The organism is Kitasatospora sp. NPDC087271 (assembly GCF_044744605.1).
Taxonomy (GTDB): domain Bacteria; phylum Actinomycetota; class Actinomycetes; order Streptomycetales; family Streptomycetaceae; genus Kitasatospora.
On record NZ_JBIUYQ010000007.1, the window covers coordinates 310,560 to 326,918 of the forward strand.

Sequence of the window (16,359 nt, forward strand, 5' to 3'; positions counted from 1 at the left end):
CCCGAGCAACATCGAAACAGCGTCAAGTCATGATCACACACCGTGTGTTGATCATCGAGTGGCGTATTTCCAAACGCAGGGGGACGGTGCATGGTGCAGCTCGCGGTGCTGCTGATCGTGGTGGCACTGGCCGGTGCGGCAGCCGTCGTACTGGCCCGCCGCCGACGGAGCCTGGACGCCCAGGCCGTGGCCAAGGCACTGGCCGCGGCCGCCGAACGGCTCGCCGCCGGCAAGGCCCCGCAGGCCCGTCGCCGCTACGCGCGCCTCGCCCAACGGCTCGCCGCCGGCCCCGAGGAACTGCGCCCGCAACGCGGCCTCGCCCTGCTCGGCCAGGCCGAGGCCACCGTCCCCACCGGCGACCAGCAGGCCACCCTCGCCCTGCACCGCGAGGCCTTCCCGCTGCTCGCCGACCCGGCCCGGCAACTGCCCCGGTGGAGCCTGCACCGCCTCGCCGAGGAGCGGATATCCGCCCCCGAGGGCGACCTCGGGCCGCTGCTCGCCTTCCTCCAGGCCACCGCCGACGGCGCCGAACCCGGTGAGGAGGCCGCAGCCGCCGCCCGCGCCACGGACTGGCTCCAACGGCTCTGCCGCGAGGGCTCCCCCGAGCAGCGCGAGAGCGCCACCACCCGGTCGCTGGCCGCACTGCCCGGCCGGGACTGGCCGGTCCTGGCCCGGGCCGCCCTGCTGCGCGGCACCGACCGCGCCGCCGAGGCCGAGACCCTGCTCGCCGCGGCCGCCCCCGGCGGCAGCGGCGAACTCTGGTTCCGCTGGGGCGCCCAGCTGTTCACCCTGCACCGGGACGAACCCGCCGTCGCCGCCTTCGACGAGGCGCTGCGCCGGGGCTCCGGCGAGCCCTCCGCGTGGGGGCGCGGCCCGGCGCTGCGCACCGAGAGCCTGCTCTTCCGGGGCCTGGCCCGGCAGCGGCTCGGCGCCACCGACGCAGCCTGGTCCGACCTCGCGGCCGCCGCCACCGAGACCCCCGGCGACCCCCGCCCCCGCTACGCCCTCGGCAGGCTCGCCCTGCTGCTCGGCGCCGACGATCAGGCCCGGGACCAGTTCACCGCCGCCCTGACCGTCCAACCCTCCTTCGCCCCGGCCCGGTTCGGCCTCGCCCTGGTGCACGAGCGGGCCGCGCGCGCCGCCGAGGCGGCCGCCGACTACCGCACCGGCCTCGACCTCGCCCCCGACTGGCGCCCCGCCCGGGTCCGGCTCGGCGCGGCCGTGCTCGCCGCCGGGCAGGCCGCCGAGGCCGCGCCCGTCCTCGGCGCCGAGGCGGACGTCGAACCGGACTCCCGCTGGGCCCGGATCGCCGCCTTCCACCACGGTCTCGCCCTCGCCCGCACCGACGACCCGGCCGGCGCCCTCGCCCGATGGGAGCCGCTGCACGACGAGGACCTGCGCGAGCGGCAGGCCCTGGCCCGCGACCGGCTCGCCCGCACCCGGCTGGCCGACGACCCGGTGGCCGCCCGGGAGCTCTGGCAGCAGGCCGCCGCCGACCACCCGGCCGCCCCCGGCTACCGGGCCGCGCTGCGCGAGGCCGCCCTGCGCGAGGCCGCGCACCTGCTGATCACCGGCCGCGACCGGCCCGAACCTCGCGAGCGGGCCGCCGCCGCCCTCGCCCTCGCCGACACCCTGCCCGGTTCCGTCACCCACCGGCAGGCCCGGCTGCGCGCCGCCCTCGCCCTGGCCGGGGGCTCCACCGAACCGCTGGGCACCCTGCTCGACGCCACCACCGGGCCGCGCGACCGCTACCACCTGGCCGCCGCCGCCCTGCTGACCGGCCGTCCGGTCCAGACCATCGCCCTGCTCGCCCCGCTCGCCCCCGACCCGGCCGGTGACCCGGCCCTCGCCCGGCTGCGGGCACTGCTCGCCGAACGGGCCGGCAACTGGGCCGCCGCACTGGACTGGTACCGCCACTTCCTGACCGCCGGCCAGGCCCCCGAACCGCCGCAGCCCCCGCCCGCGACGGCCGACTGCGCCGTCTGCCCCGCCGCCGCCCCCGCCACCGGCACCTGCGCCGGCTGCGGCCGGGAGGTCTGCGCCGCCCACCTGCACCGCCCCGCCGACGGCGCCTCGCCGCGCTGCGTGCGCTGCGTCGGCCCCGCACTGCGCGCCGTCCTGGACTGCGCCCGCCGGGCCGGGGTGCCCGAGCAGGCCGAACCCGTCCTCGCCGCCTGGGCGCAGGCCCTCGGCGACAGCCCCGCCGCCGCGCCCGCACGACTGGACCTCGCCCTGCTGCGGGCCGAACTCGGCCGACTGGACGAGGCGTTGGCCGACCTGCCGGCGGACGCGGCCGCCGCGCGCGGGGCCGTCCTGATCCGCCGGGCCGGCGCCGCCCTCGACGCCGGGGAGCCCGGACGCGCGGCCGGCGACCTGCGCCAGGCCCTCACCCTCGCCCCGGGCCGGCCGCAGGCCGCCGCCGCGCTCGTCCTGCTCGCCGAGCACGAGGCCCACCAGCACGCCGTCGAGGGCCGCCACCGCGAGGCCTGGGACGGCTACCACGCCCTGCTGCTCAAGGACCCGGCCCACCCCCGGCTGCTGCACGCGCTCGGCCTGGCCGGCTACCGGCTCGCGGTCTCCCTCCAGTCAGGCCCGGAAGCCCCGGAGAGTCCGGACGGCGCCGGGCCGGACGAGCGGATCTGGACCTGGACGCTCGGCTGCCTGGTCGCCGCCCTGCACCAGCCCGACCTGTGGGCGGAGTCCGCCCGGATCACCGGCCGCCCGGCCGAACCGCAGCGGATGTCCACCGCCCGCAGCGCGCTCACCGACCGCCTCCGCGAGGACCTGCGCGCCCTGGACCGGGCCGCCGGCCGCACCGGCGACGAGGTCACCGCCTGGACCCTGCGCCTCGGCATGGAGGCGCACAGCGCCGAAGCCTTCGCCCAGGAGGACGTCCGGATCGCCCTGCCCGGCCGCCCCGCCCGGCGCCTCGCCCTCGGCCCCGCGCTCGACCGGCTGCTCCGCCAGGAGCCCGAACTCGCGGCCTGGGCAGCCGGGTTCGACGAGGCCGTACGGGCCTGGCGGCGGCCGGAAACCCCCGACGGGCACCCGCTGACCAGGGCCCTCGGCCTGTTCGGCGACCTCGGCCCGCAGCGCTACCTGCTCCTCCAGGGCCGCCAGGCCGCCGCCGTCGGCGCCCTGGACGCGGTGCCCGAGGCCGAACGCGGAACGGGCTGGCGGGACCTGCTCGGCGAGAGCCTGGTCAGCGAGGCCCGCGAGCACCACCGCAACCAGGACTGGCGCGAGGCCCTGGACTGCCTCACCCGCGCCCGGGCCGTGCCCGGCGCCCTCCTGCCCGCCGACGCGCCCGCGATCGCCGCCGAGTCCGGCGTCCGGGCCGCCCGCGCCCTGCTCAAGAGCAGCGACGACGACCAGGCGGGCGCCACCGAACTCCTGGAGAAGGCCCTCGCGCTGGCCCCCGACCACCCCGAGGTGCGCGGCGACCTCGGCGCCACCTACGCCCAGTGGGCCCGCAAGATCAACAACGAGGACAAGGACTACCCCCGCGCCCTGGTCCTGCTGCGCAAGAGCATGGAACTCGCCCCCGGCGACCCGACCGCCGTCCACTTCCTGGAGGCCGCCCTCGGCAACCGGGCCGGCCAGCTCAGCCGCCCCGACGCCCCCGAAGCGGAACTGGAGGAGGCCGCCGACGCGTGGCGGGAGCTGATCGCGCTCAACCCCGACCCGGACCACCGGCTCGGCCTCGCCTTCGTGCTGCGCCACCTCTCCCGCATCGCCGCCTTCGCGGACCACCGCGCCCTCGCCGTCGACCGGATGGCGCAAGCCCTGCGCGCCGACCCGGAATGGGACGGCGACACCGAGGAGGAGGCCCCGCGCCGGGTCGCCGTGATGCTGGCCAACCACATGCTGGACAACCTCCAGGGCAGCCCGTTCACCACCCAGGCCGCCATGCTCCAGAAGGCCCGGTCCTACGACGACTCGGCCGAGATCCGCCGCCTGATGGTCAGCGTCTGGCGCGGCGAGGCCATCGGCCACTACGAGGCCCACCGATACCCCGACGCGATCCGGCTGCTGGAGGAGGCGCGCGCGCTCTCCCGCACCCCGGAGGACGTCGCCAAGCTGCACGTCGAACTCAGCGTCGTCTACAGCTCCTACGCCGTCAGCCGGGCCAACCTGCGCCAGTTCCGGGAGGCCCGCTCGCTGATCGGCAAGGCCGTCGAGTACAACCCGGACGACCGCGACCTGCGCGCCCTGCAACGGAGGATCGGCGCGCTGCGCTGACGGCAACCGCGGCGCCGTCGTCGTCGTCGTAGCCCATGCACCCGTCCCTGATCCGCAGCCGAAGCCAATCCCTGAGCCACAACCGACCCCTGAGTCACCGTCAGCCGTGAGGAGAGAAGCCGCCCGCCATGCCACTGCACGAACCGTCGCCGTACGAGGTCCTGGGCGTTGCGCTCACGGCCGGCGTGCGGGAGATCAACCTCGCCGTCGGCCCGGCGATGAAGGCCGGCCGCTACAGCCGCCAGCAGATCCAGGACGCCGCCGCCCTGCTGCGCAACCCCGACCGGCGGCTGGAGCTGGACCTCCAGCGGCCCCTGCCGCCGGAGCCGGTCGACCAGGCCGCCGAACTGTTGGCGCCCGCCCTCGCCGAACCGCTGCTGGTCGTCGAACGCCCGCCGCTGCCGCCCGCCGCCGCCCTCCTGGTGCTGCACCGGGCCGAGGCGGCGGCCGACTTCGCCGAACCCGCCCCCGGCGGCGCCGACCCCGAACCGCCCGTCCCCGCCCGCTACGCGGCCGACCTGTCCGTGCTGCCGCAGATCGAGGTACCCGAATGACCGACACGCCGACCGCTCCCGCGCCCGCCGGCCACCGGCCGCTGGACGTCCCGCAGCGCGCCCTGGAGGTTGACCTCGACCAGGCGTTCAGCCAACTGCTGTACCGGGCCTCCCTCCTGCAGCGCCTGCGGGCCGAGGAGGCGCAGACCGCCCGGGCCACCCAGCGGGACCTGCTGGGCATCCTGGTCGAGGTGGACGACGCCCTCGCCGCGCTCGGCCTGGACCGGGAGCTGGTGCTGCTCGGGCGCGGCACCGGGATCGAGGCCACCCGCCGACGGCTGCTCGGCCGCCTCGCCAAGGCCGGGGTGCGCCCGATGCGGCTGGAGGGGCTGGCGGCGGACCCGGCGCTGACCGAGATCGTCGGCACCGAGCCGCGTTCCGGAGTGGCGCCGGAGACGGTCGTCCGGACGGTGGTCACCGGGTTCTTCTGGGAGGAGGAGGTGCTGCGCCGCGCCCAGGTCGTCGTCGCCGCGGTGCCCGAGCCCGCCCCGGTGGGGGAGCCGGTCCTCGCGGAGGACGTCGAGCGGGCCCTGGAGCCCGCGCCGGTGGAGACCGAGGCCGAGGAGGCCGGGCCCACCGAGGAGCCCGCACCGGCGGGTCCCGAACCTGCGGACGCCGGGCCCACGGACGCCGACCCCGCGGACACCGAGCTGGAGGACGGCGGCCCCGAAGCAGCCGCCGCGCCGGTGAACGCCGCCGCCCGGGCCACGGCGGCCCCGCCCCGGGCCCGCCGGAAGGGAACGGCCGCGGGCGGCCGGCGCAAGCGGAAGAAGTAGCCAGGACCACGAGGGGCAAGAGGGGAACGACATGTACCGCACACTCGGCATCGACCTGGGCACCACCAACTCGGTGGTGGCCCACCTGCGCCGGGGCGAGCCGGAGATCATCTTCAACCGGCAGAACCAGGAGGCCACGCCCTCCGTGGTCGGCAGCGGCCGCAAGGGCGAACTGCTGGTCGGCTCCACGGCGCGCAGCCGGGTCGCCATCGACGGCGCCAACGTGATCCGCTCGGTCAAGCGCTTCATGGGCCGCAAGTTCAAGGACCCGCAGGTCCAGGCCGCCCTCAAGGAGGTCGACTACAAGGTCACGGCAGGCACCGACGGCGACGTCAACGTCTGGTTCAACGGCCGCTCCTACACCCCGATCGAGATCTCCGCGATCATCCTGCACCGCCTCAAGGAGGACGCCGAGCAGCGCTTCGGCGAGCCCTTCCACCGGGCCGTCATCACCGTCCCCGCGTACTTCGGCGAACGGCAGGTCGCCGCCACCCAGGAGGCGGGCCGGATGGCCGGCCTGCACGTGCTGCGGATCATCAACGAGCCGACCGCCGCCGCGCTCGCCTACGGGATCACCTCCGAGGCCGGCGACGAGGGCCGGACCGTCCTGGTCTACGACCTCGGAGGCGGCACCTTCGACATCTCCATCCTGCTGCTGGTCCCCGGCTCGGTCTCGGTGCTCGGCATCGAGGGCGACAACCTGCTCGGCGGCGACGACTTCGACCGGGCCATCACCACCGCACTGCTGGAGGACATCCGCGAGGAGTACGGCGCGGACTACCAGCCCGACCTGCGGGACCGCCCCAAGATCGCCTCCACGGCCGAGACCATCAAGATCGAGCTCTCCCACCAGGAGGCCTCCGAGGTGATCCTGCCCGGCCTCGGCGCCGGCCAGCTGGTGCTGGAGACGGAGTTCGAACGGGCCCGCTTCGAGGAGCTGATCGAGGCCCAGATCGAGCGCACCATCGAGCTGACCCACAAGGCCATCATGCAGGCCAACCTCACCGTCGGGGACATCGACGAGGTGGTGCTGGTCGGCGGCTCCACCGCGATCCCGCTGGTGGCCCGGCGGCTCGGCGAGGTCTTCGGGCCGCGCCGGATCCGGCGCGGCGTCAACCCGATGCAGTGCGTGGCGCTCGGCGCGGCCGTGCAGTCCGCGCTGGTCGGCGAGGTGGAGTGCCCCGAGTGCCGGGCCCCCGGCGACCTCTCCGCCTCCAACTGCGCCAACTGCGCCACCACGCTGCTCGGCGGGCCCCGGGTCTCCTGCACCGGCTGCCACCTCCCGGTCGACGCCGAGGCCGCCGCCTGCCCCAAGTGCGGCCAGGAGCTGGGCGGTTCGGCCGCCGGCGCGGCCATCCCGGCGCAGTCCCAGGCGGCCACCGCCGTGCGCAGCGACAACTGCCCGCGCTGCGGCACCCCCGCCGCCCCCGGCGTCACCGCCTGCGAACTGTGCGGCGAGGCACTCAACTCCGCCGCACCCGGCCAGACCAGGGTCGCCTCGACCGCCGCCGAGGACGTCGGCCTGCGCTGCGCGGCCTGCGGCGTGGTCAACCCGCCCGGCAGCGAGGCCTGCCAGGGCTGCGGCGAGCTGATGCAGGTCACCAACCCGTTCGACATCACCCCGAAGAACCTCGGCATCGAGCTCAACGACGGCCGACTGGCCGTCATCATCCCCAAGAACACCAGCTACCCGACCAGTTCCCCGGTCAGCCGCGAGTTCGTGGTCTCCGGCAGCGGCCGCCAGCGGCTGGAGATCGCGGTCTACGAGGGTGAGCACGAGATCGCCCAGCAGAACGAGCTGATCGGCCACCTGACCCTGCGACTGCCCGCCGGGCTCGGCGGCCGCACCCCGGTGGAGGTGTCCTTCGGTCTCGACCGGGACCGCACCATCACCCTGTCGGTGCGGATCCAGGGCGGCGGCGAGAAGACCGTCAAGCTGGAGCGCGTCACCCTCGACCCCGAGCTCAAGGTCCAGGTCGAGGAGCAGCAGCGGCAGATCGAGACCTTCACCGACCGCTGGGGCGGCGAGCTCACCGAGGCCGAGATGCGCGAGGCGCAGCGCCTCATGGACAGCCTGGACGACCTGGCCGCCGGCCAGACCCGCGGCCAGTCGGTGGACGAGGCGCTGGAGCGGGCCCAGCGCCAGCTGAAGGCCCAGCGCTGGGTGCGCGGCTCAGAGGCGTACCTCAGCCTGTTCATCCACTACTGCGAGAAGCACCTCGACCCGAGCGACCTCGACCGGCTGCGGTCGGTGGCCGCCGACCTGCGGCTGCGCCGCGAGGCGGCCGACTGGGACGGCGCCATGCGCGCCGCCCAGCGGGCCGACGAGCTGTGCGACTCGCTCGGGCACACCTTCCGGATGCTCACCATGTGCAACGTCTACGTCAACCAGAACATGGTCTCGCCGGCGCTGGCCCAGCGGATCATGGCCGAGCTGCGCGGGCTGGACGAGGCGGTGGAGTCGGCCAACATGGAGGCCGCCAACCAGCACAGCTCGGCGCTGCTGGCGCTGTACGCGCAGGCGCAGCGGGAGCTGGGCAGCGAGCCGCTCGCGGAGTCGCTCGGCCCGGTCCGCCCGGAGGAGGCCGGTCCGCGATGAACTCCGACGTGACTCCGTCCGAGGTACCTCCGTCCGGGGTGTACCGGTCCGAGCTGTCCCCGGCCGACGTGCACCCGATCGGCGGGCGGGCTGCCGACGTTCCGCCGATCGAGGTGCTCTGCCCGCAGTGCGCCGTCCCGGCGGACCCGCAGGGCCTGCGCTGTCCGTCCTGCCGGGAGGATCTCGGCGTGCTGTTCCGGCTGCGTTACGCCGCTCGGATCGACTACAACCGGGCGCTGGCGGCGCTGGCGGCCGGCGACGGGGCGTTCGCGCTCGGACTGCTGCACCGCGCGGTGGCGGCCGAACCGGGGCTCGAACCGGCCCGGGACCTGCTGGAATGGGTGAGCGCGTCCGGGTCCGCGGGGCCGGAGCCGGGGGAGCGGGAGGGCGACACGCCCTCTGAGTGACCAATTCGGCCGTTCCCGGCCTGCCATCGAGTTCGATCGGTGCGAGTGTGTTCGTCACATGGATGTTCGCTGCCCTCACAAGGAGTGACGCAATGCGTATTCGTACCACCCTCGCCGCCACCGCACTCGCCGCCGTGGCCGTCCTGGCCGGTGCCGGCACCGCCGCCGCGGGCGACGCGACCGCGAACGGTGTCGCGTTCGGTTCCCCCGGTGTGCTCTCCGGCAACCAGATCCAGATCCCGATCAACCTCGAGGCCAACGTCTGCGGCAACTCGATCGGCATCATCAGCATCCTCAACCCGGCCTTCGGCAACACCTGCGTCAACGGCTGACCCGACTGCTGGGGCCGTCCGTCGAACCCGACGGGCGGCCCCAGCATCGTGTCCGCACCCCCGTTCGGGGGTGGCGGCGCGGGGCGCGCGGTGGAGACCATGGGGGCCGACCCGCACGCGCCCACCCAGGAGCCAGAACGTGCCGACCACGCCGACCCCGCGCAGCTACGCCTCCGGCACCTCGGACGTGCCGCTGCTCGGTGACACCATCGGGGAGAACCTCGACCGCGCGGTGCGCGCCTTCCCCGAACGGGACGCCCTGATCGACCGGGCCACCGACCGCCGCTGGACGTACGCCGAACTCGCCGCCGACGTCGACGCGTTGGCCCTGGGCCTGCTCGACCTCGGCATCGCCAAGGGCGACCGGGTCGGCATCTGGGCGCCCAACCGCGCCGAGTGGACGCTCACCCAGTACGCCACCGCCAAGCTCGGCGCGATCCTGGTCACCATCAACCCGGCCTACCGCTCGCACGAGTTGGCGTACGTGCTGAACCAGGCCGGGATCCGCCTGCTGGTCGCGGCCGAGCGTTTCAAGACCTCCGACTACGCCGGAATGATCGAGGAAGTGCGGTCCCGGTGCCCCGAGTTGGAGCGCAGGGTGCTGATCGGCGGCCCCGACTGGGACGCCCTGCTCGCCGCCGGGCGCCGCGCCGACCCCGGCCTTCTCGCGCAGCGGCAGCGGGAGTTGGCGCCGGACGACCCGATCAACATCCAGTACACCTCCGGGACCACCGGCTCTCCCAAGGGCGCGACCCTGTCGCACCACAACATCCTCAACAACGGCTACTTCGTCGGCGAACTGCTCAACTACACCGAGCAGGACCGGATCTGCGTCCCGGTGCCGTTCTACCACTGCTTCGGCATGGTGATGGCGAACCTCGCGGCCATCTCCCACGGCGCCTGCACGGTGATCCCCGCACCCTCCTTCGACCCGGGCGCCACCCTGGCCGCCGTCGCCGCCGAGCGCTGCACCTCGCTGTACGGGGTGCCCACCATGTTCATCGCCGAACTCGCCGACCCGGACTTCGCGCGCCACGACCTCACCAGCCTGCGCACCGGCATCATGGCGGGCTCCTCCTGCCCGGCCGAGGTGATGAAGGACGTCATAGGTCGGATGGGCATGGCCGAGGTCGCCATCTGCTACGGCATGACCGAGACCTCGCCCGTCTCCACCCAGACCCGCGCCGACGACACGGTCGACCGCCGGGTCTCCACCGTCGGCCGGGTCGGCCCGCACCTGGAGGTCAAGGTCGTCGACCCGGCCACCGGCCGGACCGTCCCGCGCGGCGAGCCCGGTGAACTCTGCACCCGCGGCTACTCCGTCATGCTCGGCTACTGGGGCGAGCCCGAGCGCACCGCCGAGGCCGTCGACGCCGCCCGCTGGATGCACACCGGCGACCTCGCCGTCATGGACCAGGACGGCTACCTCGCCATCACCGGCCGGATCAAGGACATGGTGATCCGCGGCGGCGAGAACCTGTACCCGCGCGAGATCGAGGAGTTCCTGTACACCCACCCCGACGTCCTCGACGTCCAGGTCGTCGGCGTGCCCGACGCCCGGTACGGCGAGGAGCTGATGGCGTGGATCCGCATGCGCGCTGGCGCCGAGCCGCTCACCGCCGACACCGTCCGCACCTACTGCGCCGGCCGGCTCGCCCACGTCAAGATCCCGCGGTACGTGCACGTGGTCGAGGAGTTCCCGATGACCGTCACCGGCAAGGTCCGCAAGGTCGAGATGCGCGCGGAGGCCGTGCGCCTGCTCGGCCTCTGACCCGACCCGCAACCGGTCGACGGGCCGCCGCCCCACCGTCCTACCGCCACCCGGTCCGAGCCCGCCCGCACACGCCGAACGGCCCCGGGCCGGCGGTTCTTCCGCCGGCCCGGGGCCGTTCGTCCTGCGGCTGCTTCTCCTGCCGCTACCGGGCGCCCCAGGCCTGGTCGGTGGGGACGACCTCGCGGCCGAGCGGCATGAGGGAGATCGGGATCATCTTGAGGTTCGCCCAGCCGAAGGGGATGCCGATGATCGACAGGAACAGCGGGATGCTGGTCACCAGGTGCGCGATCGCCAGCCACCAGCCCGCGAAGATCAGCCAGATGACGTTCCCGACGCAGGACGCCGCCCCGGCACCCGGCTTCTCCACGGTCGTCCGCCCGAACGGCCAGAGGATGAACCCGGCGATTCGGAAGGACGCGACGCCGAACGGGATGGTCACGATCAGCACGCAGCAGATGATTCCGGCGACGGTATAGGCAATAGCCATCCAGATACCGCAGAAGATCAGCCAAATGACATTGAGGACGAACTCGATCACCTTCATGGCCGACACCTTCTCACGGCTGCTGCTCGGGGTTCCACGATCCAGCCATGCCCGCCCCCGGGCGCGTCTACGCCCTTAGGGGACGTTCCTCGGGGTTTGTTCCGGGGTCGGCGCGGGCGGACGTGCCGGGGCCGCACCCTCCGGAGGGTGCGGCCCCGGTGTGGCGGCTCGGATCAGGCCGGCGGGGTGCCGTCGGGCCAGACGCAGGGGGAGCTGACCCGGAGGGTGAGGTCGTGGCTGGCGTCGGAGACCCCGTCCAGGGTGGCGAGGAAGTCGTCCTTGGGGTTCTTCAACCTGATCCAGTCGTTGTGGAAATTGGGGGGATCCTGAACCGGTTGGAAGCCCTGGCCGGTCAGGAACGTTCGGAAGGCGTTCACCGACTCGGCTTTGGGCGCGGACGGGACGTCGCCGAAGTCGTATCCCCGACGGGTCTGCGTCCTGCCGTGCGGGCCGATGTCGTTGGCGTCGCATTCCATGTCGAAGAAATCGTCCGAGCTCGCGGTCGGCTTGACCGGCAGCTTGGCCAGGGTGTCGGCGAGGTAGGCGTCGATCTGCTTCTTGGCCTGGTCGAGCGTGATCGTGGACTTCGACCGCTCGTCCAAGGTCTGCACGCCGCAGGAGTTCAGGGCCAGTACGGCGACCGCCAGTACGGCGGTGGCGGTGACCCGTTTGATCAGTGGGGTGTGCTCGGTGGTGCTCATGAGACCCGCTTTCCGGCGATGATCTGGCCCATGGAGGTCAGGGTGGGCGAATCGTCGTTCCAGTAGTCCGAGTGCCCCGCGTTGGGATTGGTGGGCAGGATCTGCGCGCCGAACTGGGGGACGGTGGTCTGTCGGCCGTGGATCAGGTGGTGGTCACCGTCGCCGAGGCCCCACGAGCCGGCGACGTTGTCGACGATGTTGTCCGTCATCCCGCCGGGGTCGGTGGCGGCGGCCCAGCCGATCGCGTCGGCCGGGCTCTGCGCCACGTACACGCGGGACGGGTCGATGTTCAGGTCCTTGGCGTTTTCGACGCCGCAGCCGGGGCTGGCGATGAGGACGACGTTGTCGACGGGAAGGCCCTTGTCGCGCATGGCGTAGCCCACGGTCGTGGTGCCGTAGCTGTGGGCGAGGACGGTGTTGTTCGACAGCTTCCCCTCGTGCGTGGCGTGCAGCCCGGTCTCGAAGGCGTGCAGCTTGTCCTCCGCGTTCTTCGCGTACTTGTCGTCCGCGGCCTCGGGGATGATCGTCTGCGGAGCGTCGTAGCCGACCCAGGTGATCGACGAGGTGGTGCCCGGGTCCTGCGCCTTGCGGTTGGCGTCGTTGGCGGACTTGACCATCAGATCGGAGCGGTTGATGTCACTGCCGATGCTGCCGAGCCGGGCGCCGGTGCCGGGTACGTACGTGGAGACGTTGTCGGCGGTGTCGGGGTTGTTGGCCGCGATGATCGCGTGGCCCTTGCCGTTGGTGTCGAAGCCCAGCAGGAAGGTGGGCGGGTGTTCGGCGTTGACCGGGGTGTTCAGCCGGTTCTCGATGGCCGTCACGCCCTTCAGCTTGTCTTCGAGGTCGTCGCGCTTCTGCTTCCACACCGTGTAGTCGGGGTTCTGGACGGGCCCGCCGTTGGTCTCGGCGACGGACAGGTAGTGCTTCGGCTCCGGGCCGAGGCCGTCGAGCTGGTGTTGGAGGTCCTGCTTGCCACGCTGGAGGTTGATCCGGTTGGCCTGGTCCCGGGCGAGTGCGGGGACGCCGTCGAGGGCGCCGACCTGATCGGGGTGGTTGAGGATCATCCGGTGCTGCTGCTCGTCGGTCAGGCCGTTCCACCAGCCCTTGACGCTGTTCGGGTCGGTGCCGGCGGCGGGGACCTGTTCGAGCGCGTTCGCGGCGGCCAGGTCGGTCTTCGCCGTGGCGGCGTCGAGCCCGGTGCCGTCGCTCGCGTTGCCGGCCAGGTGGGCGAGCCGGGCGCTGATCGTCTGGTCCGCGTGGGCGGCTTCGGTGAGCGCGGCCGTGATCCGGCTGCTGATCTGCTGGGCCTGCGACTCGGCGTCGGTGCCGGCGAAGGTGGCGGATCCGGGGTCGTTGTCCCAGGTGATCCCGCCGTCGGCGGCGACGGTCAGCTTGTGGGTCTTGGCGTCGTCGAGGGCGTTGATCAGGTGCGCCTGGGCGGCGGCGAAGCCCTCGGCCGCGTCGTGCAAGGCCCTGCTGACGAGGCCTATCTCCTGTTGGGCGGCTTGGAGTTCGTTCTCCAGGAGCTGGATCCGGGCCTGGGCGTGACCGGCGGCGTTCCCGGTCCACTGCGAGTGGTTCAGCCGGTCGACGACCTCGTGCTGCCAGTTCTCCACGTGCTGGCCGAAGGCGGTGGCCAGGGTGTCGAAGGCGGTCTTCGCGGTGGTGAGGTTGATGAGGTCGGCGTCGTGGAGGGTCTTGATGTCCATCGCCTACTCGGCCGCCTTCGCGCCGGCGGGCTTCACGGGGCCCGGGACGAAGGTCGTGCTGAAGGGGTCCGGTTCGTCGGGGACCGGTGCGGCCGGGTTCCGCATGCTCCCGTGGATGTCCTTCTCGACCTGGCGGTAGTAGGAGGCCGACGTGGCGAGCTTGGTGCCGACGTCGCCCATGTCGCCGCCGAGCCTGTCCAGCAGCGTCTTCCAGTTCGTGCCGCAGTTCTGGATGGCGGCGGCGGTGAGCCAGCCCTTCAGGCCCCCGGCGGCCTGGTTGCACGGATCGGTGATCTTCGAGGTCTCGCCCGGTATGAGACCGCCGATGTGCTGAGCGCTCTGTCCGCAGCCGTCCAGTTCGGCTGGGTTGACCTTGAACTCCAAGGCCAGATCAGGATCTGCCATGTCTTTCCCCCGCTGATGAGCCCCCGGGCCGGCGCGCCGCCCGGGTCCGTGTCGACAAACTGCTGACGGATGCTAACGGATCGATCTTCGGCGGCCGCGAGGGCGTGGCCCGGGCGACCTGCCCCGGCTCGGCCGGGGGGCGCGGCCGGGATACCCTGCGGGGGTAACTGGTGGCGAGGTCGGTCGGGAGGTGGACGATGGCGGAGCCGTGTCCGACCGCCCCCCGGGCCCTGCGCCTGCTGCTCCTCGCGGCGCTCCTGCTCGGCATCGTGACGATGCACACGCTCGGCCATCCGGCCGCCGGCGGGCACGGGGTGGAGCACGGGACGGACCGCGGGCCGGCGCGGCACACCGTGAGCGCCGGTCACCCGGCGGACGCCGGGGAGACGGTGCACACCGCCGCGGCCGACGGCATGGATCCGATGACGGTGTGTCTGGCCGTGCTTGCAGGCTGGACGTTGCTGCTCCTCGCCGTCGGCCCCCTGCTGCGGCACAGCGGTGACGCCGCCGCCGAGGTGAGGGCCCGGCTGCTGCGGGCCGTTCGCGCGCTGCCGCCGCCCGGAGGCGGGCGGATCCTCCTCGCCCGGTTGTCGGTGCTGCGTCAGTAGGCGTACGCCGGCCGCCCCGGGTCCGCGCTCCGGCGCGGGCGGGACGGCCGTCGCGACGTCCTGCTCACCCACACCCACCGCACGAGGTGCACTCCGTCATGCGCACACCCACCCGTCGTACCGTGCTCGGCGCGGCGCTCGCCGCCGGCACCGGTCTGCTCGCCGCCTGTTCCGCCGATCCGATGAAGGGCATGGACCATGGGGGCGCCGCCCCCACCACCCCGGGCGGCTTCGTCGCCCCCGGCGGCCCCGAGGTCGCCGCCGCCGAGGCGCGGCGCGGGCCCGGGCCGGAGCGCAAGGTCGCGCTCACCGCCACCGAGACGACGCTCGACCTGGGCGGCCGCACCGTCCGCAGCTGGGCGTACGGCGACCGCCTGCCCGGCCGGGCGGTGCGCGCCACGGTCGGCGAGACGCTCGCCGTCAGTCTCGCCAACCACCTTCCGCAGCCCACCTCGTTGCACTGGCACGGCCTCGCGCTGCGCAACGACATGGACGGCGTACCCGGGCTCACCCAGGACGCGGTGCGGGCGGGCGCCGGCTTCGAGTACCGCTTCGCGCTCGCCCACCCGGGGACGTACTGGTTCCACCCGCACTCCGGCGTCCAGCAGGATCGCGGCCTGTACGCGCCGCTGATCGTCGAGGACCCGAGGGAGCCGCTGCGCTACGACCAGGAGTGGGTCGTCGTCCTGGACGACTGGGTGGACGGGGTCGACGGCAGCACCCCGGACGCCGTGCTCGCCGAACTCGCCCGGGGTATGGGCGGGATGGACCACGCGGGGACGGACCACCCGGCGATGGGCGGCCACGACATGGCAGCCATGGGCGGCACTCCAACCGGCACCCCGAGCACCGCCCCGCCCGCCGCCGGCCCGTCCCGGATGCTGATGGGTGCCCGAAGCGCGCTGCTCGGCGGCGACGCGGGCGACGTCGGCCACCCGTTCCACCTGGTCAACGGCCGGCTCGCCGGCGCGCCCGAGACCTTCACCGCCAAGCCCGGCGACCGGGTCCGGATCCGGATGGTCAACGCGGGCGGCGACACCGCCTACCGGGTCGCGCTGGGCGGCCACGAGCTGACCGTCACCCACACCGACGGCTTCCCGGTCGAGCCGGCCACCACGCAGGCGCTGCTGCTCGGCATGGGCGAGCGCTACGACGTGCTGGTGACCGTCCAGGACGGCGTGTTCCCGCTGACCGCGCTCGCCGAGGGCAAGAACGCCTCCGCACTCGCCCTGCTGCGCACCGGCGGCGGCGCCGCGCCGGACGCCTCGGTGCGCCCGGCGGAGCTGGACGGCAGGCTGCTCGGCGCGGCACAGCTCAAGGCCGACCCGAGCGTGCGACTGCCCGCCAGGGCGCCGGACCGGACGGTGCGGCTGGAACTCACCGGCGGCATGGCGAAGGCCGACTGGGCGTTCAACGGCCGCCGGTACGACCCGGCGCAGCGCTACCCGGTGGCGGCGGGGGAGCGGGTGCGGCTGGAGTTCCGCAACACCACGGGCATGTGGCACCCCGTCCACCTGCACGGCCACACCTTCGCGCTGCCCGGTGACGGGCCCCGCAAGGACACCGCGATCGTGCTGCCGGGCGCGACGCTCGCCGTCGACTTCGACGCCGACAATCCGGGCCTGTGGATGGTGCACTGCCACAACGTCTACCACGCGGAGACGGGCATGATGACCGTCCTCGGTTACCGGGCCTGACCTTCGCGGCA

13 protein-coding genes are annotated in these 16,359 nt (G+C 73.8%); 9 read left to right on the forward strand and 4 right to left on the reverse strand.

Annotation, left to right across the window (positions count from 1 at the left end):
- Positions 1-90 precede the first annotated feature (90 nt).
- From ACIO9K_RS15330 to ACIO9K_RS15360, 7 genes are all read left to right on the forward strand, one after another.
- Positions 91-4,242, forward strand: a complete 4,152-nt coding sequence (locus ACIO9K_RS15330) for a hypothetical protein (protein WP_400330033.1) — start codon at positions 91-93, stop codon at positions 4,240-4,242.
- 128 nt (positions 4,243-4,370) lie between these two features.
- Positions 4,371-4,796: a hypothetical protein gene (locus ACIO9K_RS15335; RefSeq protein ID WP_350883251.1), complete on the forward strand. Its 426-nt coding sequence runs from the start codon at positions 4,371-4,373 to the stop codon at positions 4,794-4,796.
- Positions 4,793-5,572, forward strand: a complete 780-nt coding sequence (grpE, locus tag ACIO9K_RS15340) for a nucleotide exchange factor GrpE (protein WP_400330035.1) — start codon at positions 4,793-4,795, stop codon at positions 5,570-5,572. The genes ACIO9K_RS15335 and grpE overlap by 4 nt, the downstream gene beginning before the upstream one ends.
- 31 nt (positions 5,573-5,603) lie before the next feature.
- Positions 5,604-8,171: an Hsp70 family protein gene (locus ACIO9K_RS15345; protein WP_363618415.1), complete on the forward strand. Its 2,568-nt coding sequence runs from the start codon at positions 5,604-5,606 to the stop codon at positions 8,169-8,171.
- Positions 8,168-8,578 (forward strand): hypothetical protein, encoded by a 411-nt coding sequence (locus ACIO9K_RS15350; protein WP_400330038.1) that lies wholly within the window; start codon positions 8,168-8,170, stop codon positions 8,576-8,578. Before ACIO9K_RS15345 ends, ACIO9K_RS15350 begins: the two co-directional genes overlap by 4 nt.
- A gap of 92 nt (positions 8,579-8,670) precedes the next feature.
- The gene (locus ACIO9K_RS15355; protein ID WP_363618419.1) at positions 8,671-8,910 is read left to right on the forward strand and encodes a chaplin; all 240 of its coding nucleotides are present in this window, start codon (positions 8,671-8,673) and stop codon (positions 8,908-8,910) included.
- 139 nt (positions 8,911-9,049) lie between these two features.
- Entirely contained in the window at positions 9,050-10,681 is a 1,632-nt protein-coding gene (locus ACIO9K_RS15360; RefSeq protein WP_400330041.1) for an AMP-binding protein, read from the forward strand.
- Between the two features lie 145 nt (positions 10,682-10,826).
- On the opposite strand, the gene ACIO9K_RS15365 is transcribed toward ACIO9K_RS15360, so the two are convergent.
- The 4 genes from ACIO9K_RS15365 to ACIO9K_RS15380 all read right to left on the reverse strand — a co-directional run bounded on the left by ACIO9K_RS15365 (position 10,827) and on the right by ACIO9K_RS15380 (position 14,043).
- Positions 10,827-11,228: a YccF domain-containing protein gene (locus ACIO9K_RS15365; RefSeq protein WP_063346584.1), complete on the reverse strand. Its 402-nt coding sequence runs from the start codon at positions 11,226-11,228 to the stop codon at positions 10,827-10,829.
- Between the two features lie 173 nt (positions 11,229-11,401).
- On the reverse strand, positions 11,402-11,929 hold the full coding sequence (locus tag ACIO9K_RS15370) for a hypothetical protein (RefSeq protein WP_363618423.1): 528 nt from the start codon (positions 11,927-11,929) through the stop codon (positions 11,402-11,404).
- Complete coding sequence (locus tag ACIO9K_RS15375; protein WP_400330045.1) at positions 11,926-13,638, reverse strand: alpha/beta hydrolase; 1,713 nt, start codon at positions 13,636-13,638, stop codon at positions 11,926-11,928. Before ACIO9K_RS15375 ends, ACIO9K_RS15370 begins: the two co-directional genes overlap by 4 nt.
- Before the next feature lie 3 nt (positions 13,639-13,641).
- A complete protein-coding gene (locus tag ACIO9K_RS15380; protein ID WP_363618427.1) occupies positions 13,642-14,043 on the reverse strand; it encodes a hypothetical protein in 402 nt (133 codons plus the stop codon).
- A 197-nt stretch (positions 14,044-14,240) separates the two neighbouring features.
- On the opposite strand from ACIO9K_RS15380, the gene ACIO9K_RS15385 reads away from it, so the two are divergent.
- Together ACIO9K_RS15385 and ACIO9K_RS15390 are read left to right on the forward strand one after the other, a co-directional pair.
- Positions 14,241-14,651: a DUF6153 family protein gene (locus ACIO9K_RS15385; RefSeq protein WP_400330048.1), complete on the forward strand. Its 411-nt coding sequence runs from the start codon at positions 14,241-14,243 to the stop codon at positions 14,649-14,651.
- Between the two features lie 98 nt (positions 14,652-14,749).
- Positions 14,750-16,348, forward strand: coding sequence for a multicopper oxidase family protein (locus ACIO9K_RS15390; RefSeq protein WP_400330051.1), 1,599 nt, complete (start codon positions 14,750-14,752; stop codon positions 16,346-16,348).
- Positions 16,349-16,359: the final 11 nt, after the last annotated feature.

Excerpts from the sequence above, each read along its gene's own strand:
- ACIO9K_RS15330 (WP_400330033.1), top strand. The coding sequence starts at position 91 with ATGGTGCAGCTCGCGGTGCTGCTGATCGTGGTGGCACTGGCCGGTGCG.
- ACIO9K_RS15335 (WP_350883251.1), top strand. The coding sequence starts at position 4,371 with ATGCCACTGCACGAACCGTCGCCGTACGAGGTCCTGGGCGTTGCGCTC.
- grpE (WP_400330035.1), top strand. The coding sequence starts at position 4,793 with ATGACCGACACGCCGACCGCTCCCGCGCCCGCCGGCCACCGGCCGCTG.
- ACIO9K_RS15345 (WP_363618415.1), top strand. The coding sequence starts at position 5,604 with ATGTACCGCACACTCGGCATCGACCTGGGCACCACCAACTCGGTGGTG.
- ACIO9K_RS15350 (WP_400330038.1), top strand. The coding sequence starts at position 8,168 with ATGAACTCCGACGTGACTCCGTCCGAGGTACCTCCGTCCGGGGTGTAC.
- ACIO9K_RS15355 (WP_363618419.1), top strand. The coding sequence starts at position 8,671 with ATGCGTATTCGTACCACCCTCGCCGCCACCGCACTCGCCGCCGTGGCC.
- ACIO9K_RS15365 (WP_063346584.1), bottom strand. The coding sequence starts at position 11,228 with ATGAAGGTGATCGAGTTCGTCCTCAATGTCATTTGGCTGATCTTCTGC.
- ACIO9K_RS15370 (WP_363618423.1), bottom strand. The coding sequence starts at position 11,929 with ATGAGCACCACCGAGCACACCCCACTGATCAAACGGGTCACCGCCACC.
- ACIO9K_RS15375 (WP_400330045.1), bottom strand. The coding sequence starts at position 13,638 with ATGGACATCAAGACCCTCCACGACGCCGACCTCATCAACCTCACCACC.
- ACIO9K_RS15380 (WP_363618427.1), bottom strand. The coding sequence starts at position 14,043 with ATGGCAGATCCTGATCTGGCCTTGGAGTTCAAGGTCAACCCAGCCGAA.
- ACIO9K_RS15385 (WP_400330048.1), top strand. The coding sequence starts at position 14,241 with ATGGCGGAGCCGTGTCCGACCGCCCCCCGGGCCCTGCGCCTGCTGCTC.
- ACIO9K_RS15390 (WP_400330051.1), top strand. The coding sequence starts at position 14,750 with ATGCGCACACCCACCCGTCGTACCGTGCTCGGCGCGGCGCTCGCCGCC.